Below are 18,399 nucleotides of genomic sequence, written 5' to 3'. Positions count from 1 at the left end.
GGTGCATCCAGGAGGATTCGAACCTCCGACCGCTCGGTTCGTAGCCGAGTACTCTATCCAGCTGAGCTATGGATGCAAAATGGCGGTGAGGCGGGGATTCGAACCCCGGATGCAGCTTTTGACCGCATACTCCCTTAGCAGGGGAGCGCCTTCAGCCTCTCGGCCACCTCACCACTAGCACTCTTTCGAGTTGTGCTTCAGAACTTTCTAACTGCTCATCGGCACTGCGTGGCGCACATATTACTTTCTGGGCGTAGTAAGTCAAACAATTTCTCCCCCTTTTTTCACCCTCTGCGTTCAATTGCACAAAAGCCATGCAATCAGGCGGTTTTAAAGGCAAAAAGAGTGAATTATCAACAGAGAAAACGGGGTTCTGCGATGAAAAGCACAATAGATAAAAACCAACAGGCTGGCCGTTTTGTTAAAAAAAGAGAGACGAAAAGAAGAATTGTAAGGACAGAGGAACTGAATGAGGGGAAATCAGGAGAAACAATAGTGGCCTCGCTACGGAGAGCGAGGCGCTGAATACGTTAGTAGCTCGTTTGCTGAGTTTTTTCAGCCTGAATACGCTGATAAATCTCTTCGCGATGCACCGATACTTCTTTAGGGGCGTTTACGCCAATACGGACCTGGTTACCTTTAACACCCAGCACAGTTACAGTAACCTCATCACCGATCATGAGGGTTTCACCAACTCGACGAGTTAGAATAAGCATTCTTTGCTCCTTGAAAGATTAAAAGAGTCGGGTTAACTGTTCCCGGCATTATCCATCATACAACGTGCAATGTAGGTTATGACAAATACACCAAGAGTGCATCCTCATACTAATACATTCTGCTGATACTTAGTTTAGCCGAAAACCTGCTCATCAACCTGACTTTATGATTACAGTGCATACCGCATATGAAGAGCGCCAGGTTTTCGCTTCCTGGCGCTCATCAGCGGTACATTTTTATCGGTGTTACAGTTTTGCAGCCACCCAGGACTCAACGCCAGCCAGTGCAGCAGGGAGTGCCTGTGCATCTGTGCCGCCCGCCTGAGCCATGTCCGGCCGACCGCCACCTTTCCCGCCAACCTGCTGTGCAAGCTCGCCAACCAGCTCACCCGCTTTCACACGATCGGTCAGGTCTTTAGTCACCCCGCTAATCAGGGAGACTTTTCCCTCTGCGACAGTTGCCAGTACGATAACCGCGGAGCCGAGCTGATTTTTCAGATCGTCTACCATCGTACGCAGCATTTTCGGCTCAACGTTTTTCAATTCGCTAACCAGCAGCTTTGTCCCCTTCACGGAAATCGCTTTGCTGCTCAGGAGGTTGCTCTCCTGCGCGGCCTGCTGATCTTTCAGCTGCTGCAGTTCTTTTTCCAAACCGCGTGCGTGGTCGATCAGCGCACGGACTTTATCATTCAGGTTACTGCTATTCGCTTTCACCAGCTGAGCAATATCCTGCAGCTGCTCGCTCTGGCTATAAACCTGAGACAGCGCGCCCTCGCCCGTTACGGCTTCAATACGGCGCACGCCCGCAGCCGTGCCTGACTCAGACAGAATGCGGAACAGGCCGATATCGCCAGTACGGCTGGCGTGAACACCACCGCACAGCTCGGTAGAGAAATCACCCATACCAACGACGCGAACATGATCGTCATACTTCTCGCCAAACAGCGCCATGGCACCTTTGGCTCTGGCCGCTTCCAGCTCCATGATATTGGTATCAATCGCCAGGTTACGACGGATCTGTGCGTTGACGATTTCTTCAACCTGACGGATCTCCTGCGGCTTCATCGCTTCAAAATGCGAGAAGTCAAAACGCAGGTACTTATCGTTTACCAGAGAGCCTTTCTGAGCAACGTGGTCGCCCAGAACCTGGCGCAGTGCAGCATGCAGCAGGTGCGTTGCAGAGTGGTTAAGACGGATACGCGCACGGCGCGCTTCATCAACCTGCGCCGCCAGACGATCGCCAATGCGCAATGTTCCCACTGCCAGCTTGCCGCTGTGTCCAATCGCCTGACCATATTTTTGAGTATCGGTTACGGTGAAGCTGGTGTTCTCGCCCTTCAGTTCGCCCGTATCACCAACCTGACCACCTGATTCGCCGTAGAATGGCGTTTCATCCAGAACGATCACCCCTTCCTGCCCGGCGGTGATTTCACTGGCCGCCTGGCCATTAACGAAGATGGCGGTAACAGTCGCATTCAGCGCCAGCTGATCATAGCCTTTAAACGCTGATGCTTTATCAATGCTGATCACGCTGCTGTAGTCAGCACCGAAACCGCTGGCATCACGCGCACGCTGGCGCTGTTGCTCCATTGCCCGCTCGAAGCCTTCTTCGTCGATTTTCAGGTTACGTTCACGACACACATCGGCGGTCAAATCGACCGGGAAGCCAAAGGTGTCATACAGACGGAAGACGGTTTCACCGTCCAGGGTATCGCCCTGAAGTTTTTCCAGCTCGTCATCCAGCAGCGCCAGACCACGTTCCAGCGTTTTTGCAAACTGCTCTTCTTCTGACTTCAGAACCTGCTCAACCTGAGCCTGCTGACGCTGCAGTTCTTCTCCCGCCGCGCCCATCACTTCAATCAGTGGCGCTACCAGTTTATAGAAGAAGGTGCCCTTCGCGCCCAGCATATTGCCGTGACGAACCGCGCGACGAATGATACGACGCAGAACGTAGCCACGGTTTTCATTCGAAGGAATAACGCCATCGGCGATCAGGAAAGCACAGGAACGGATATGGTCAGCAATCACGCGCAGTGATTTATTGCCGAGATCGCTGGCACCGGTCACTTCTGCAACAGAGGCAATCAGCTTAGCGAACAGATCGATCTCATAGTTCGAGTTCACATGTTGCAGAACCGCAGAAATACGCTCCAGGCCCATTCCGGTATCCACGGACGGCTTAGGCAGCGGCAGCATCGTACCGTCAGGCTGACGGTTGAACTGCATAAATACGATGTTCCAGATCTCAATGTAGCGGTCGCCGTCCTCTTCCGGGCTACCCGGAGGTCCGCCCCAGATGTGATCGCCGTGATCGAAGAAAATTTCAGAACACGGACCGCAAGGACCGGTATCGCCCATCTGCCAGAAGTTATCTGAAGCGTAAGCGCCACCTTTGTTGTCGCCGATGCGAATAATACGCTCGCGCGGCACACCGATCTCATTCGCCCAGATATCAAAGGCTTCATCATCGGTTTCGTACACGGTCACCCACAGCTTCTCTTTCGGCAGTGCAAACCACTCAGGTCCGGTCAACAGTTCCCAGGCAAAGGCAATCGCCTCTTTCTTGAAATAGTCACCAAAACTGAAGTTGCCCAGCATCTCGAAGAAAGTATGGTGGCGGGCAGTGTAGCCAACGTTTTCAAGATCGTTGTGTTTACCACCGGCGCGCACGCAGCGCTGTGAGGTCGTCGCACGGGAATAGCTACGCTTATCCTGGCCAAGGAAGACATCCTTGAACTGGTTCATCCCGGCATTGGTAAACAGCAAAGTCGGATCGTTGTTGGGGACGAGGGAGCTACTGGCTACAACCTGATGTCCCTTGCTCTGGAAAAAGTCGAGAAACGCTTGACGAATCTCCGCAGTGCTCTTGCTCATATTTGTCCTGGAATCACGCTAACGAACGTTTCGTGGGTCTTGCTGCGCCGGTATTACATTTTCCTGCGGCGACACACGAACAAAAAGTGGTGAATAAGATAAATTTTCTTCGGAGGGAAGTAAAATCCCATTGGCGCTCAATCATCAAAATTTGTGAAAACCGACCGGATATCTTCCATAAAGAAGCCTTTTGTCATCAGATAACGCTGCACTTTGGCTTTTTCCTTCCATTCAGTCGGTAACGGTAAGCCAAACTTCCGCTCGGCCAGACTCAAAGCCAGACTTTGCCAGTCAGTTTCCGTGTTAAACATTGCCTCATCGATTAAGGCCTTGTCCACTCCCTTCTGCCCCAGCTCCAGTCTGATGCGCTGTGGGCCATACCCTTTTCTACTGCGCCCTGCCAGGTAGCGTTCAGCAAAACGGGCATCATCCAGCCAGTTGTGCTGGTAACACCACGCCACCACCCGATCGATCTCTTCTGGAGTTAACGGCTCCGGCGGGGTTTCACTGCGGGAGAACTGCGCCGCACGTTCTGTTGCTACCACCAGCTTCCGGCGGAACTCCGCCTCACTGTGATCGCGCATGGCGAGAATGCGTGTTGCGCGCTCCAGCAGGCGAGTATGTCGGGTCCGTTCTGAATGCTCTGTCATAGAGGCAGCACCATGTTTATGCAAAAAATACATCCATAAGGGTAACGTCTGACGGCAAGACTGGCGAGGAAAATACACTCGGAGGAAGGGAGGTTTGGCCGGATTATGATGCCCTGTACGAGCATAAAGCACCCATAAAAAAAGGAACGGAGTTACCGTTCCTTTTCTTCAGGAAAAAACATCAGATGAATCAGAAGTCTTCGTGAGTTTCCTCATCCGCTTCTTCTGCCGTTGGCACAAAATCAGCTTTCTGATCCTGGTTATTCAGCAGCAGCTCACGCAGCTTTGCATCGATTTCGTTAGCTTTTTCCGGGTTCTCTTTCAGGAAGTTAGACGCATTCGCTTTACCCTGACCGATTTTGTCGCCGTTATAGCTGTACCATGCACCCGCTTTTTCAATCAGCTTGTGCTTCACGCCCAGATCAACCAGCTCACCAAAGATGTTGATGCCTTCGCCGTACATGATCTGGAATTCCGCCTGGCGGAAAGGCGCAGCGATTTTATTCTTCACCACTTTAACGCGGGTTTCGCTACCCACAACTTCGTCGCCTTCTTTGATGGCGCCGATGCGGCGGATATCCAGACGCACGGAAGCATAGAACTTCAGCGCGTTACCACCGGTAGTGGTTTCCGGGTTACCAAACATCACACCAATCTTCATACGGATCTGGTTGATAAAGATCAGCAGTGTATTGGAGTTTTTCAGGTTACCAGCCAGCTTACGCATCGCCTGGCTCATCATACGTGCCGCAAGGCCCATATGAGAGTCACCAATTTCACCCTCGATTTCCGCTTTTGGCGTCAGGGCTGCAACGGAGTCAACGATGATGACGTCAACTGCGCCTGAACGCGCCAGTGCATCACAGATTTCCAGCGCCTGCTCACCGGTATCCGGCTGAGAACACAGCAGGTTATCGATATCCACGCCCAGCTTCTTGGCATAAACAGGGTCCAGCGCGTGCTCGGCGTCAATAAAGGCACAGGTTTTACCTTTGCGCTGCGCGGCGGCAATCACCTGCAGAGTCAGCGTGGTTTTACCTGAGGATTCTGGTCCGTAGATCTCGACGATACGGCCCATCGGCAGGCCGCCCGCGCCAAGCGCGATATCAAGCGATAAAGAACCGGTAGAGATGGTTTCAACATCCATAGTACGGTCTTCACCCAGGCGCATGATGGAGCCTTTACCAAATTGTTTTTCAATCTGGCCCAGCGCTGCTGCCAGTGCTTTTTGCTTGTTTTCGTCAATAGCCATTTTTACTCCTAGTCATGCGGGTAAAGCACACGCGGACGCTGCTTTGTCTCTAAAATATGCAGTGATTATACTGTATGGTCATACAGTATCAAGTTTAATTTTTCAGAAAGCGATCGAGTAAGGTCTGTAGTGCCCGGGCTGTTGCCTGACGGCGAACGGCCTCACGGTCTCCGCTGAAACAGTAACGCTCTGCCAGCACTTCACCACCAGCGCTGGCAAAACCGAACCATACCGTACCCACGGGTTTTTCCTCGCTGCCGCCATCCGGCCCGGCAATACCACTCACCGAGATCGCAAAATCAGCAGCGGCTTCGCGCAGCGCACCCTGCGCCATCTCACGCACGACGGGCTCACTGACCGCACCATGCGCCGCCAGCGAACGCTCACTGACGCCGATCATTTGCTGCTTGGCATCATTGCTGTAGGTCACAAAGCCACGATGAAACCAGGCAGAGCTGCCCGCAATATCGGTCAGTACTTTAGCTATCCATCCCCCGGTGCAGGATTCGGCGGTAGTCACTGTTTCGCCACGGGCTAACAGCTGCTGACCGACACGGATACTTAACTGCGTTAATTGCTCATCCGTCATGGTACGTACCTTTTTCAATGTTTATTGCCGCAAAGCCTAACATTTTTCCAGGGGACGGGAAGCAGAGGACGCCATTTTTGCGGCCCCTCTTCCAGCCGCGTGTTAAATTTTCTGTGCCACCATAAACAGACGGGGGAAAGCCATCAGCAGGTTACCATCGGCACGGGCAGGGTAGGCCTGTGCAATTTCCGATTGATAAGCTGCCAGAAACGCCCCCTGCTGCTGCTCATCCAGTGCGGCAAGAAACGGCCGTAACCCGGTCGCTCGCAGCCAGTCAACAATCGCCTGTGGCGAAGGCATCACGTGATAGTAGGTGGTACGCCAGATATCCACACGGCAGCCAGCCGCGCACAGCAGATCGTAATACTGCTCGGTGGACAGCAACCTCTTTCTGTCGGCTGCCTGCGGATCGATGATATCCACCCACGGCGCACGCTGCGCCACTTCACGCATCAGACGATGAGTCGGCTGTTCAAGGTTATCCGGCATTTGTACCGCCAGCACACCCGATGAGGAGAGCTGAGCAAGCAGATGGGGTAATAGAGTCTGATGGTCCGTCAGCCACTGCAAAGAAGCATTGGCATAGATGACATCCTGCGGCTGAGCAGCCCGCCACTGGCGAATATCTTCACGGGCAAAAGCGCAGCCGGGCAGCCGCTGTTGCGCTTTGTCGAGCATCGCCTGCGAGCTATCCAGCCCGGTAATGTGCGCATCAGGCCAGGCGCGACAAAGAAGTTCGGTACTGTTGCCCGGCCCACAGCCGAGATCGGTAGCAAAGGTAACGTGGGTCAGTGGGATTCGGCTCAGCAACTCCTGTGCCGGACGGGTGCGTTCTGCTTCAAACTGCCGGTAAAGATCGGGGTTCCAGTCTTTCATTATTCCTCGCTCAGTAAGTAGTGCGACCGGACACAGTGTAGGCCCGGCCGCGCTGGCGATAAATAACGAAATCGCAACAATTTATCCTGCAGGCGCTACATCCCCTGGCGGGCGCGCCCTACCGCTTCCCCCAACTGCCATACGGCCATTGCGTAATGGTTGCTGTGGTTATAGCGGGTGATCGCATAGAAGTTCGGCAGGCCGTACCAGTATTGATAGCTGGTCCCCATATCGAACTTGAGCAGGCTGACCTGCTGGTTATTATCCAGCGGGATCTGTGGCGACAGTCCGGCGGCGGCAAGGGTCGCTACCGAATAGCGCGTTTTGAATCCGCTTTCCATCCCCGGAGCCTGACCGTTAGCCTGCACGGCAACCGTACCGTTAGTCAGCCAGCCGTGAGCCTGAAAATAGTGCGCAACGCTGCCGATCGCATCCACCGGATCCCACAGATTGATATGGCCGTCGCCGTTGAAGTCAACCGCATACTGTTTAAATGCCGATGGCATAAACTGGCCGTAACCCATCGCACCGGCAAAAGAACCGCGCAGATTCAGCGGGTCATCACCTTCTTCACGCGCCATCAGCAGGAAGGTTTCCAGCTCGCCGCTGAAGTAGGCGGCGCGGCGGGGATAGTTAAAGGACAGCGTCGCCAGCGCATCAAGGATACGCGTTTTGCCCATCACCCTGCCCCAGCGCGTCTCAACGCCGATAATCCCGACAATGATTTCCGGCGGCACGCCGTAAACCTGCTGCGCGCGCTGCAATGCATCCTGATACTGATTCCAGAAGGCAACGCCGTTCTGCACGTTGTCCGGCGTAATAAACTTGCTGCGATAGCGTATCCAGGCACCGTTAGGCCCGGTCGGCCCCTGCGCGGTCGTCGGTGCCTGGCGATCCATCAGACGAATAACCCAGTCCAGATTCTTTGCCTGCCCCAGTACATCATGAAGCTGCTGGCGGTCGAAACCGTGCTCGCGCACCATCTTATCGATAAAAGCATTCGCCGCCTGATTATCGGAAAAATCACCGCCAAACGGAGTGGCCGAGTGATCGGGGCTTAACAGAAAACCGCCGTTTCCCTTAAACGGATTACCGTGCGGTTCAGCCGGAGCCTGCTGCGGCTGGCTGCTACAGGCGGAAAGTAATGCGACTGCGGGAAGAAGAGTTGCCAGAAAACGCATGGGGTGTCCATTTTGCCGTGCATGAAATATCAGAAAGCAGATGGTAAAACAGAGTCAGGATGGAATTAAAGTGGATTTACCTGCCGGGCGATAAAACTGCGCAGCGGGTAGAAAAAACGCCCCGCCGCCATGTTTCAATCAGTGTTTATAATAGATATCACCCGATTCTGCCTGGAGGATTTTCCCGTCAGCATTGGCGATCATCACATAATTGCCGCCCATATAGGTCCAGTGGCTTTCTGCAACAGGCGCAGGAAGATGGCGCACCGTCCACTGGGTCACTTCATACTTTTTCGTACGATAAAGTTCAGGCACCGTGTCGCCAATGGCAAAATGCGTAAAGTCAGCGAAGAAACTTTTTACGCTATAGGGATCGGCAGAATTAGCCAGTGCCTGTACGGCCTGATCGGATGGCTGCTCAGCGGTGGCGGTTTCGGCTGGCGCTTCAGTAGCCGGACTTTCCGGCGCGGCTGCATCCGTCTCCTGAGCAACCGACTCAGGGGCCGGTTGTGCCGCACTCTGCTCGCCTTCGGCCCAGGCAGCAGAAACGCTGGTGAGAGCCAACGTTGAGAATACCGCTGAACATAATATCACTTGCAACTTACGCATAACGTCTCCACTTTTAACGACGACCAGCGACACGCCAACATGCTGTCGCCACAGGTATCAGGTTGGCTAACTCAATCAGGCTGATATTTACTGAGTTTCAGCATTAGATATCACAACCTCACAGGAGTTCCAGCCTGCCCGGCCTGCGATGATAATGCTATGCCCTTCCATGCGACCGCGAATATTTGTTAAGAAAAATGAACGCAGCACTGAAAGTGCTCTACAGACAAACCGTTGATCATCTGGCTCGGGTACAAATCACCATAGGCGTTGTTGCTGTGCCGAGAATGTAAGCATCGCGACCAAGCTTACTGATTTTGGATACGCGAGTAGTGCCCACTTTATCCGATAAGTATTGCCAGTAAAGTGCCTGCGGCACAGTTTCTCGCTGGTTAATCTCAACGGCGGTGACGGTAAAATGATAGGTCTCATTACCATAAGGTTTATAGGTGAAATGAACGGTACGGGCAACGCGATATTTTTCCGTTCCGCTATCGAAGATGCCATCAACGCTGTACAGCCCGGTCCCATCAGGTTTTGCATGATAACGCAGCATGGCACTTTCTTTCGGCGGCGATTCTTTTTCACCCAGCAGAAAAGTAAACTGACTTACACATTCGAAATCGAGCATAGTCGTTTCAGAGGACTTCTTGTAATAAAACACACTGAAAGAAATCAGTAACAAAACAGCCAGTGTAAAAAAACAATAATTTTATTCATTATGATCACTTACTGAGTATATAAAATAACTCTTGCAGCTTACTATTGAATTAGCTTCAGCCTCACAATTAGAAACGAGCGCCCTGCCGTTATAAATATTATTATTAAACACGCCAAATAAATCATAAATGACAACCCCGTTCCCATGGCAGGGCGCAGAATATTTTTTTACCAGTGATAAAATCACTCTACGAGAATTTTCAACATCGAAACTGCTATAGCTATTTTCGGGGGTGAAGAATGAACAACCACCCTCAGTGAAAGAGTAGTGAACGCCACTTATTATACGGGGCTCTGGAGTATAAAAAGCGGTGATCCCTTCCCACAAAAACAAAATCAGTGTTCCTGCCGTAAAGATGCTAGCGAGCCAAAACCAGACCCTTTTTAGCGAGTACAAACGGCTTTCGGAGCCGGATAGCTTCTCTGTAAAATGAACTGGCTTTTCATCGATGTTGGTCACGGCATCCGGGATACTTTCCGCCCGTATCTCATCAGGATAAACCTCAACGCTCACCCGAGCGGCATCTATTCTGAAGCCAATTTTGGGTTCTGTGATGATCAACGGTATTTCCAGGCCAAGTGCTACGAACTGCTTCCTTAACCCACTGATATAATTATTAAGATTGCTACCAGAAGCGGTCAGGCTGTGTTCATCCCAGACTTTTTGTAGAATGATATTACGTGGGATCGCGCTACCGTCGCTTTCCAGGAAAAGACAAAATAGCCGGCTACTTATATGGCTAAGAACCATCCTGGAGAGATCGTCATCAATTCTTACCAAAGAGTGGTCAGCAGGATTATAGAGTAACTGATTGTCTATCCGGTATAGTTTCATAGTCTGGCATTTGGGCGCGGATGATTCAGAAATAATAGCCCGGCTAATCAGGCTGCACAAGTTCACCGACTTAAAGGTTAATGATGATTAAGAACAACAAGATATTTTCATTTATCTAAATAAAAAATGGCACTGACGTGGAGAACTTAATAATTCGCCACATCGTGAAGAGGTTTTTTAAGGTGCATTATTTCTTAGTGCTGCCCATACGCACAGGTAATATCAATAACCTGCTGCGTAGCCGGTGACAGAAAGGCATCCTGCAAATAGGTAATGCCCACGCGGCGCGCCATCACCAACTGGTTGTTATCGATGCGCGTCAGCAGCGAGGCAAATTCTTTTTCAGCCAGGCTATTTTCAGAAATAAAACTCAGCAGGCCACTGCTGGCAATCAGCCCCGGTACGGCAGCCAGAGAACTGATCTCAATTTTTACCTCGGGGGCGGCGCAGTGATTTTCATAGAATATGCGTTCCAGCCACTGACGCATGGAGACGGTTTTTGCCGGCAGTATCCAGCCATAGCGGCTGAGATCGCGCAGGCTCGCGGGGCCGTCAGCCAAAGGATGAGATCGTGAAGCCGCGACCACGACCCGATCGGTGGTCACCGGAAGCTGCACCACCGGTTTGTTATACCCCACCAGCGGGCCGATGATGATATCCAGTTCATGTTTATCAAGCAGGCTGAAAAGCACATCATTCATCCCGATCTGGATCTCCAGCTTCACATTCGGCGCTTCCTGCTGCAGGCGCTTACAAACCTCCGGCAGCAGAAACTGGGTTGCCGAACCTGCGCTGCCAACCCGCACTACTCCCCGACGACCGTTGCTCAACTCCGCCATGGTTTTCGCTACATCATGCCATGAACTTTGCAGCATCAGTCCGCGCTGGTAGAGGATGCTGCCCGCTTCGGTCAGTACCAGCCCTCGCCCGGATCGCTTGAACAGCTTGATATTGAGATCTTTTTCCAGGCGAGCGATCGACTTAGAGAGTGCTGGCTGAGTGATATTGAGGTTTTGTGAAGCCAGTCCCAAATTCATGATGCGAGCCGCTTCCATAAAATAGCCTAACTCTCTGTTATTCATCATTCATTCCTGAAATTCATCAATTAAATAAAAAAGTATATTAGTGGAAATGAATACTGGTAACAATAATGTCCGCACGGATAACAGGCGTAAACAGATAATATTAATGCAGAGGTACTATGAATAACGAACGTAGCAGCTGGCCAGCCGGATTCTATATTGCCGAGCGTAAGAATCTTCTCTCACCGGACATTGTTGCAGAGTTTCACTCTATTCCTGTGGCGGTAGCAGGCGACTGCACTGGTCGAATAAGCGGAGCGACCGGATTACAGCGCTACCACCAGGACGTCAACATCAGCATCTGCGGTCCGGCCATCACCGTTAAAGTGCGCCCTGGGGATAATCTGATGATCCATAAGGCACTGGAACAGGCACAGCCCGGCGATGTGATCGTTATTGACGGCGGCGGTGACCTTACCCAGGCGCTGATTGGCGGATTGATCCGTACGACTGCGCTCACAAAGAAAATTGCCGGATTTATCGTTGATGGAGCTATCAGGGACTTAGCCGAGTGGGCGGACGGCCAGGTACCGGTATTTGCCAAAGGCCATACCCATCGTGGACCGGATAAAAGCGGGCCGGGAGAAGTGAATGTGCCCATTGCCTGCTGCGGCATGGTAGTTAACCCCGGCGATCTGGTCCTGGCAGACAGCGATGGCGCACTGGCGATTTCACCTTCTGATGCAGAGAACGTGCTGGTACGCGCTAAAGCGCATTTAAAGAAAGAAGAAGCCATCAGGGAAAATAATGCCAGCGGCAGCAGCGACCCGGAAAGATTCAACTCCATTTTGCGTAAAGCAGGTTGCCCGGTGTAAAAATATCGTCAACTCATAATAAGGATAATAATATGTACCTTGCCCTGATTGGTTATGCACTCATTGCATGCCTGATGTTTTTCCTGATTAAAGGAAAAGCCACTCCCATCTCATTATTTATTTTTCTTTCCATTATCGCCGGGTTCTGCGCAGGCTATACGCCAATGCAGATGAATGATTACATCATGAAAGGCGTGATGCAAACCGCGCCTAACGCGGTGTTATTCACCTTCTCAATTATCTTTTTCAGCATTGTCACCGATGCCGGGGTATTCCAGCCGCTGGTTAACTGGATGACCAAAATTGCCGGCAACAGCGTAGTGGCAATTGTGGTGGTGACCGGATGCATTGCGACCATTGCTCACCTGGACGGCTCGTCTGTGCCTACGGTGTTAATCACCATTGGCGCCATGTTGCCGATTTATAAGCAGTTCGGCATCAGGCCTGTGGTGCTGCTGTGTATGCTGGCGGCTGGCATGGGAGTAACCAACTTTACGCCATGGGCCGGTCCGCTGGCGCGCGTTGCTGCCGTGTCTGGCCTTGACGTGAATGCCCTCTATCATCGACTGATCCCAACCCAGGTGATTGGGCTGGTCTGTATGATTGTGCTGGGGCTGTATTTAGGCCTGCAGGAAAAACGGCGAATTGCGCGTGGTCTGCCGATTCCGGAAGCAGAGCTGGAGCCAGAGAAGGCGACGGGTAAAGGACACCATGCAGTTGAAGGTAAGCAAAACCGCCTGCTGTTTGCTATCAACGTCACGCTGGTGGTCGGCGCCACACTCCTGCTGCTGATCACGCATATTCAGGCCTACATTATCTTTATGTGCGCGTTTTCCGCCGCGATGATTTTCAACTATCCCAATCTCAAGGCACAGGAAGGCGTCATGAAAAAATATGCCTACTCTGCCTATATGATTTCCGGCACGGTGATGGCGGCCGGCGTTTTCGTCGGTATTTTAAGCGGTGGTGGCGACGCCTCAATTCTCACGGAAATGGCCGACGTGGTGCTTCACGTGATGCCCGACTCCTTAGGCTCACATCTGCATATCATCATGGGGCTGCTCGGCGGATTAATTGGTTTTGTGATTGGCCCGGATGCTTTCTTCTACGGTATTTACCCTCTGGTTGCCAAAGTCGGAACCAATTATGGTTTAAGCTGGGAAGAGATGGGGTTAACCATGGTGGTGGGGAAAAATATCACCATGATGCTCAGCCCGGTCTTTGCGACCACCTATTTAGCAATTGGCCTGGCCGGCGTTGAATTGAAAGATCATATCCGTTTTTCCTTCTTACCTGTCGTGGTGTTCTCGTTTGTCATGGTGTTCTCACTGGTTCTGACCAATACGGTTCCACTTTAAGATAACAGCCAGGTTATTTATGAAAATCATTAACTTTATCATCAACAAAACCGGTGCCCGGAGTTTCGGTATTTACCGTCATGATGACATTATTGATATCGGTCGCCATACAGGCTGCCATGATATTAATACGTTTTTAAGCCAGCATCAGTTAAGCGATCTCAGCCAGTACCAGTCCTGTTCTCCGGATCTGAAGATCAATGATATTCAGTTTCTTCCGGTGATAGACCGGCCTGGCAAAATCTTCGGTGTGGGCATGAACTATGCGCAGAAACGCAAAGAGTTTAATGAAACCGAAGAGGCCCCCACCCTGTTTGTTCGTTTTGCAGACTCACAGGTTGGCCATAACGATATGATTATTAAGCCAGCCTGCTCCGATCAGTTTGATTACGAGGGAGAGCTGGCGATTATCATCGGCCAAACGGCACGGCATATTCCTGAAGAACAGGCCCTCTCCTGCGTGGCGGGCTATAGCTGCTATATGGATGGTTCCGTGCGCGACTGGCAGTACAAATGGTACACCGCCGGTAAGAACTGGCCGGCAACCGGTGCGTTCGGCCCCTGGCTGGTCACGCCGGATGAAATTGGCGATCCACAAAATTTAACGATTAAAACCTGGCTTAACGATCGGCTGGTCCAGGATGATACGACGGCGAACATGCTTCATTCCATTCCGCAAATGATTGCCTACATCAGTACTTTTACCACGCTGTCACCCGGCGATGTGATTATTACCGGGTCGCCAGGCGGCGTTGGTAAGTCGCGCGTACCGCCGCTGTTCCTGCATGAAAATGATGTTATTGCGGTGGAAATCGAAAAGATTGGCCGACTCAGCAACCGCGTTGTCGGCACGCTTGCCCGATCGGCCTGACCTTATCACATCAAAGACCTGGCGGAACCTGCCCGAAAGCGGCAGGTCCGCCACTTTCCCGACATCGTTCCTTCCCGTATTCACTTCTCCCGCACCCGGTAATCCACCAATTCACCAATTCACCAATTCACCAATTCACCAATTCACCAATTTACCAATTCACCAATTTACCGATTCACCGATTCACCGATTCACCGATTCACCGATTCACCAATCTGACAATCTGACAAGATAGCCAATAAGCCAATAAGCTGACAGCCTCATAGCCTAGCAACCTGGCCTGATTCACCTCGATCGCAGCGATCTCTCAACCTGATACAAAGTTTGCGGCAAGCCTTCCGTTATTACCTGTGACAGCCCGCTGGTCACTGGGCTACTATAGCGGTAGATAACGGGGCCGATCATCGGGCAGAGTTAACCGATTGATTTTACATCGCTAGTCGCTGCACGATTGCGCGTTATTTTGAGCAACACCGTGATACCAACGAAAACAACAAAATCACATTACACTTTAAATTCAATGGATTAATCAAACCATGTCCGTGACTGACAATAAGAATCTCGATTCTCATACGCCCATGATGCAGCAGTACCTGCGGCTGAAAGCAGAACATCCGGAAATTTTGATGTTCTACCGTATGGGTGACTTCTATGAGCTGTTTTACGACGATGCCAAACGTGCTTCTCAGCTACTGGAAATCTCGCTGACTAAACGCGGTGCCTCCGCCGGAGAACCGATCCCGATGGCGGGCGTGCCCTATCACGCCGTGGAAAACTATCTGGCGAAGCTGGTACAGCTGGGCGAATCCGTCGCGATCTGCGAGCAGGTCGGCGATCCGGCGCTGAGCAAAGGCCCGGTCGAGCGCAAGGTGGTGCGTATTGTCACCCCCGGAACGATCAGCGATGAGGCGCTGCTGCAGGAGCGCCAGGATAATCTGTTGGCGGCCATCTGGCAAAGCGCGCGTGGGTTTGGTTACGCCACGCTGGATATCAGTTCCGGCCGTTTCCGTGTGGCAGAGCCGGACGATCAGGAAACGATGGCAGCAGAACTGCAGCGCTCTAACCCGGCCGAGCTGCTGTACCCGGAAGACTTCCCGTCGATGGCGCTGATTGAAAACCGCCGCGGCCTGCGCCGCCGACCGCTGTGGGAGTTTGAGCTGGATACCGCCCGTCAGCAGCTCAACCTGCAGTTCGCAACCCGCGATCTCAGCGGTTTCGGCGTGGAGCAGGCACATCAGGCGCTGCGTGCCGCAGGCTGTCTGTTGCAGTACGTGAAAGATACCCAGCGCACCTCGCTGCCGCATATCCGTTCGCTGACCATGGAGCGCCAGCAGGACAGCATCATTATGGATGCGGCTACCCGTAGAAACCTTGAAATCACCCAGAATCTTTCCGGCGGCATTGAAAACACGCTGGCTTCGGTACTGGACAAAACCGTGACGCCAATGGGCAGCCGCATGCTGAAGCGCTGGCTGCACAGTCCGGTGCGTAATACCCAGGTCATTACCCAGCGTCAGCAAAGTATCGCCGCACTGCAGGATCTCAACGATGAGCTTTCGCCGCTGCTGCGGCAGATCGGCGATCTTGAGCGAATCCTGGCACGTCTGGCGCTGCGCACCGCACGTCCGCGCGATCTGGCCCGCATGCGCCACGCTTTCCAGCAGCTTCCGCAGCTGAATGAGGTACTGGAAAATAATCAAACCGGCCATCTGCAAACACTGCGTAGCCAGATGGGTGAGTTTGCCGAACTGCGCGAGCTGCTGGAGCGCGCAATTATCGAAACCCCGCCGGTGCTGGTGCGCGACGGTGGCGTCATTGCGCCAGGCTATAACGAAGAGCTGGATGAATGGCGGGCGCTGGCCGACGGCGCGACCGACTACCTTGACCGGCTGGAAATCCGCGAGCGTGAAAAGCTCGGCCTGGACACGCTGAAGGTCGGGTTCAATGCCATTCACGGTTACTACATTCAGGTCAGCCGTGGTCAGAGCCATCAAGTGCCGATCCACTATGTTCGCCGCCAGACGCTGAAAAACGCCGAACGCTATATCATTCCCGAGCTGAAGGAATATGAAGATAAAGTTCTGACGTCCAAAGGCAAAGCGCTGACGCTGGAAAAAGCGCTGTATGAGCAGCTGTTCGATATGCTGCTGCCGCACCTGGAAGCGTTACAGGTGAGCGCCGCGGCGCTGGCCGAGCTGGACGTGCTGAGCAACCTGGCCGAACGCGCATGGACGCTGAACTACAGCTGCCCAACGCTGAGCGATAAAGCAGGGATTAAGCTGACCGGCGGGCGCCATCCGGTGGTTGAACAGGTACTGAAAGAACCGTTTATCGCCAACCCGCTAGCGCTTTCACCGCAGCGCCGCATGCTGATCGTTACCGGCCCGAATATGGGCGGTAAAAGTACCTATATGCGCCAGGCCGCGCTGATCACGCTGATGGCCTGTATCGGCAGCTTCGTTCCGGCAGAGCAGGCGGTGATCGGCCCGGTAGATCGAATCTTTACCCGCGTTGGCGCAGCGGACGATCTGGCATCTGGCCGCTCCACTTTTATGGTGGAAATGACCGAAACCGCCAATATCCTGCACAACGCCACCGAGTACAGCCTGGTGCTGATGGACGAAATCGGCCGTGGGACCTCCACCTACGACGGCCTGTCGCTGGCCTGGGCCTGCGCGGAAAGCCTGGCTACCCGCATTAAAGCGATGACGCTATTTGCCACCCACTATTTCGAGCTGACCACCTTACCGGATCAGATTGAAGGCGTGGCTAACGTCCATCTGGATGCCGTTGAGCACGGCGATACCATCGCCTTTATGCACAGCGTGCAGGATGGGGCAGCCAGCAAAAGCTACGGGCTGGCGGTCGCCGCGCTGGCGGGCGTGCCGAAGGACGTGATTAAGCGTGCGCGGCAGAAGCTGAAAGAGCTTGAAGCCCTTTCCGGCAGTGCCGCCGCCACTAAAGCCGATGGTTCACAGCTGCCGCTGCTGGTGGAAGAAACATCCCCCGCCGTTGAGGCACTGGAAGCGCTCGATCCCGACTCGCTTTCCCCTCGCCAGGCGCTGGAATGGATTTACCGCCTGAAATCACTGGTTTAATCCGGCATTAACAGGCTCTGGTTGATAGCTGCTGAAAGGCCCGCTTCTTAGCGGGTCCTGGCAGAAATCAAAAGGGGCTTTAAGCGCCCGCTCACAGCGATAAGCCTGAGGGAACTGCCTTCTGGCTAGGTTGCAACGTATAAAAAAACAGGCTGGTAGATTCCAGCCCGTTTTATATTTCACCGTTTATTTTCAGCGGCGGTTACGCACCAGCTGATAGCGACGGGTGAGGTACTCGACCGGCGCGCTCCAGATATGCACCAGGCGGCAGAACGGGAACAGCAGGAACAGCGTCATACCCAGCACCATATGCACGCGGTAGATAAAGGCCACGCCCTCCAGATGCTGCGATGCGCCACCGTGGAAGGTCACCACCGCCTGCGCCCAGCCCACCAGCTTCATCATTTCTAACCCATCCGCATGCTGCGCCGAGAATGGAATAGTTAACAGTCCCAGTGCCGCCTGAACCACCAACAGCGTCAGGATCATAATGTCAGCAAAGCTGCTGGTCGCCCGCACGCGCACGTTAGTCAGTCGGCGCTTGAGCAGCAGACCGCCACCGATCAGCGTCATCGCCCCACAGATCCCCCCGGCAATCATCGCCAGCTGTTGCTTGGCAGCGATGGGCAGGAAGGACTGATAAACCCAGTGTGGCGTCAGCAGGCCAACAATATGACCAAAGAAGATACCGAGTATCCCGATATGGAACAGGTTAGAGGCAAACCTCATCCCCTTCTTGCTCAGCATCTGACTTGAACCCGCCCGCCAGCTGTACTGACCGTAATCGTAGCGCAGCCAGCTTCCTACCAGAAATACCGTACCGGCCAGATAGGGGTAAATATCAAAAAAGAACATATTTAAAAATTGCATAAC

The 18,399-nt window shown here is 52.9% G+C and carries 16 protein-coding genes and 2 tRNA genes; 4 read left to right on the top strand and 14 right to left on the bottom strand.

Annotated features, from left to right (window positions below; all coding sequences use genetic code 11):
* Positions 1–2 precede the first annotated feature (2 nt).
* From OMR58_RS05515 to OMR58_RS05455, 13 genes are all read right to left on the bottom strand, one after another.
* Positions 3–76: transfer RNA gene (locus OMR58_RS05515), tRNA-Arg, on the bottom strand.
* Between the two features lie 4 nt (positions 77–80).
* Positions 81–173, bottom strand: a tRNA-Ser gene (locus tag OMR58_RS05510).
* Positions 174–530: 357 nt separating this feature from the next.
* Positions 531–716 (bottom strand): carbon storage regulator CsrA, encoded by a 186-nt coding sequence (gene csrA / locus OMR58_RS05505; protein WP_004155916.1) that lies wholly within the window; start codon positions 714–716, stop codon positions 531–533.
* A 246-nt stretch (positions 717–962) separates the two neighbouring features.
* A complete protein-coding gene (gene alaS / locus OMR58_RS05500) occupies positions 963–3,590 on the bottom strand; it encodes an alanine--tRNA ligase (protein ID WP_264545410.1) in 2,628 nt (875 codons plus the stop codon).
* 137 nt (positions 3,591–3,727) lie between these two features.
* The gene (locus OMR58_RS05495; protein ID WP_105594001.1) at positions 3,728–4,240 is read right to left on the bottom strand and encodes a regulatory protein RecX; all 513 of its coding nucleotides are present in this window, start codon (positions 4,238–4,240) and stop codon (positions 3,728–3,730) included.
* A gap of 190 nt (positions 4,241–4,430) precedes the next feature.
* Positions 4,431–5,492, bottom strand: coding sequence for a recombinase RecA (gene recA / locus OMR58_RS05490; RefSeq protein WP_105593974.1), 1,062 nt, complete (start codon positions 5,490–5,492; stop codon positions 4,431–4,433).
* A gap of 94 nt (positions 5,493–5,586) precedes the next feature.
* Positions 5,587–6,081 carry a nicotinamide-nucleotide amidase gene (gene pncC / locus OMR58_RS05485; RefSeq protein ID WP_200564156.1) on the bottom strand — a complete coding sequence of 165 codons (495 nt, stop codon included), beginning with the start codon at positions 6,079–6,081 and terminating at the stop codon, positions 5,587–5,589.
* Positions 6,082–6,183: 102 nt separating this feature from the next.
* Positions 6,184–6,957: a trans-aconitate 2-methyltransferase gene (tam, locus tag OMR58_RS05480; RefSeq protein WP_200564153.1), complete on the bottom strand. Its 774-nt coding sequence runs from the start codon at positions 6,955–6,957 to the stop codon at positions 6,184–6,186.
* Between the two features lie 95 nt (positions 6,958–7,052).
* Positions 7,053–8,138, bottom strand: a complete 1,086-nt coding sequence (gene mltB / locus OMR58_RS05475; protein ID WP_105593971.1) for a lytic murein transglycosylase B — start codon at positions 8,136–8,138, stop codon at positions 7,053–7,055.
* Positions 8,139–8,276: 138 nt separating this feature from the next.
* Entirely contained in the window at positions 8,277–8,747 is a 471-nt protein-coding gene (locus OMR58_RS05470) for an RcnB family protein (protein ID WP_105593970.1), read from the bottom strand.
* 238 nt (positions 8,748–8,985) lie between these two features.
* Positions 8,986–9,378: a hypothetical protein gene (locus OMR58_RS05465; protein WP_264545409.1), complete on the bottom strand. Its 393-nt coding sequence runs from the start codon at positions 9,376–9,378 to the stop codon at positions 8,986–8,988.
* Positions 9,379–9,459: 81 nt separating this feature from the next.
* Positions 9,460–10,302 (bottom strand): winged helix-turn-helix domain-containing protein, encoded by an 843-nt coding sequence (locus tag OMR58_RS05460; RefSeq protein WP_264545408.1) that lies wholly within the window; start codon positions 10,300–10,302, stop codon positions 9,460–9,462.
* A gap of 194 nt (positions 10,303–10,496) precedes the next feature.
* A complete protein-coding gene (locus OMR58_RS05455; protein ID WP_105593967.1) occupies positions 10,497–11,387 on the bottom strand; it encodes a LysR family transcriptional regulator in 891 nt (296 codons plus the stop codon).
* Between the two features lie 116 nt (positions 11,388–11,503).
* On the opposite strand from OMR58_RS05455, the gene OMR58_RS05450 reads away from it, so the two are divergent.
* The 4 genes from OMR58_RS05450 to mutS all read left to right on the top strand — a co-directional run bounded on the left by OMR58_RS05450 (position 11,504) and on the right by mutS (position 17,526).
* A complete protein-coding gene (locus OMR58_RS05450; protein WP_264545407.1) occupies positions 11,504–12,199 on the top strand; it encodes an RraA family protein in 696 nt (231 codons plus the stop codon).
* A 32-nt stretch (positions 12,200–12,231) separates the two neighbouring features.
* Positions 12,232–13,557: a CitMHS family transporter gene (locus OMR58_RS05445; protein WP_200547017.1), complete on the top strand. Its 1,326-nt coding sequence runs from the start codon at positions 12,232–12,234 to the stop codon at positions 13,555–13,557.
* A gap of 19 nt (positions 13,558–13,576) precedes the next feature.
* Positions 13,577–14,428 (top strand): fumarylacetoacetate hydrolase family protein, encoded by an 852-nt coding sequence (locus OMR58_RS05440; RefSeq protein ID WP_205066108.1) that lies wholly within the window; start codon positions 13,577–13,579, stop codon positions 14,426–14,428.
* A gap of 536 nt (positions 14,429–14,964) precedes the next feature.
* Positions 14,965–17,526, top strand: coding sequence for a DNA mismatch repair protein MutS (mutS, locus tag OMR58_RS05435; RefSeq protein ID WP_264545406.1), 2,562 nt, complete (start codon positions 14,965–14,967; stop codon positions 17,524–17,526).
* Between the two features lie 192 nt (positions 17,527–17,718).
* On the opposite strand, the gene narI is transcribed toward mutS, so the two are convergent.
* The gene (gene narI, locus OMR58_RS05430; protein WP_200563408.1) at positions 17,719–18,396 is read right to left on the bottom strand and encodes a respiratory nitrate reductase subunit gamma; all 678 of its coding nucleotides are present in this window, start codon (positions 18,394–18,396) and stop codon (positions 17,719–17,721) included.
* Between the last annotated feature and the right edge of the window lie 3 nt (positions 18,397–18,399).

Origin of the sequence: Erwinia sp. INIA01 (assembly GCF_025947915.1) — a bacterium.
GTDB lineage: Bacteria > Pseudomonadota > Gammaproteobacteria > Enterobacterales > Enterobacteriaceae > Erwinia > Erwinia coffeiphila.
This window is presented reverse-complemented; position numbering and strand designations above follow the sequence as displayed.